The 255-nt window shown below is 66.3% G+C and carries 1 pseudogene; it reads right to left on the bottom strand.

The features are described from left to right. A pseudogene (locus J5M73_RS31580) lies at positions 1-250 on the bottom strand (hypothetical protein); the annotation flags it as partial. Positions 251-255 lie beyond the last annotated feature (5 nt).

The following is a 255-nucleotide window of genomic DNA, read 5'->3' as shown; positions in this document are numbered from 1 at the left end:
TGGCCGGACGCAGAAAGCCCGGGTTGCTCACGCCATTGGGCAAGGTCGGCGACATGTCCAGGCTCTCGTTGAGCCCCTCGCACAGGCCGCGCTCGATGCGCTCGTAGCAACCGGCCAGGTCGTTGACACCGTGCACCACGATGGTCACGCAGGGCTTGGGCGGCGGCGCGATCAGGTGGACGTCGCCACCGCCTGGCAGGGTGATCGCTTCAGCGGTGCAAATGGTCCTCATCCGAACGGCGTCATGCATTGTGC

Source organism: Pseudomonas sp. 50_B, from assembly GCF_017491625.1.
Taxonomy (GTDB): Bacteria; Pseudomonadota; Gammaproteobacteria; order Pseudomonadales; family Pseudomonadaceae; genus Aquipseudomonas; species Aquipseudomonas danubii.
Note: the sequence above shows the minus strand (reverse complement) of the source record. Positions and strands in the feature narration are given on the sequence as shown.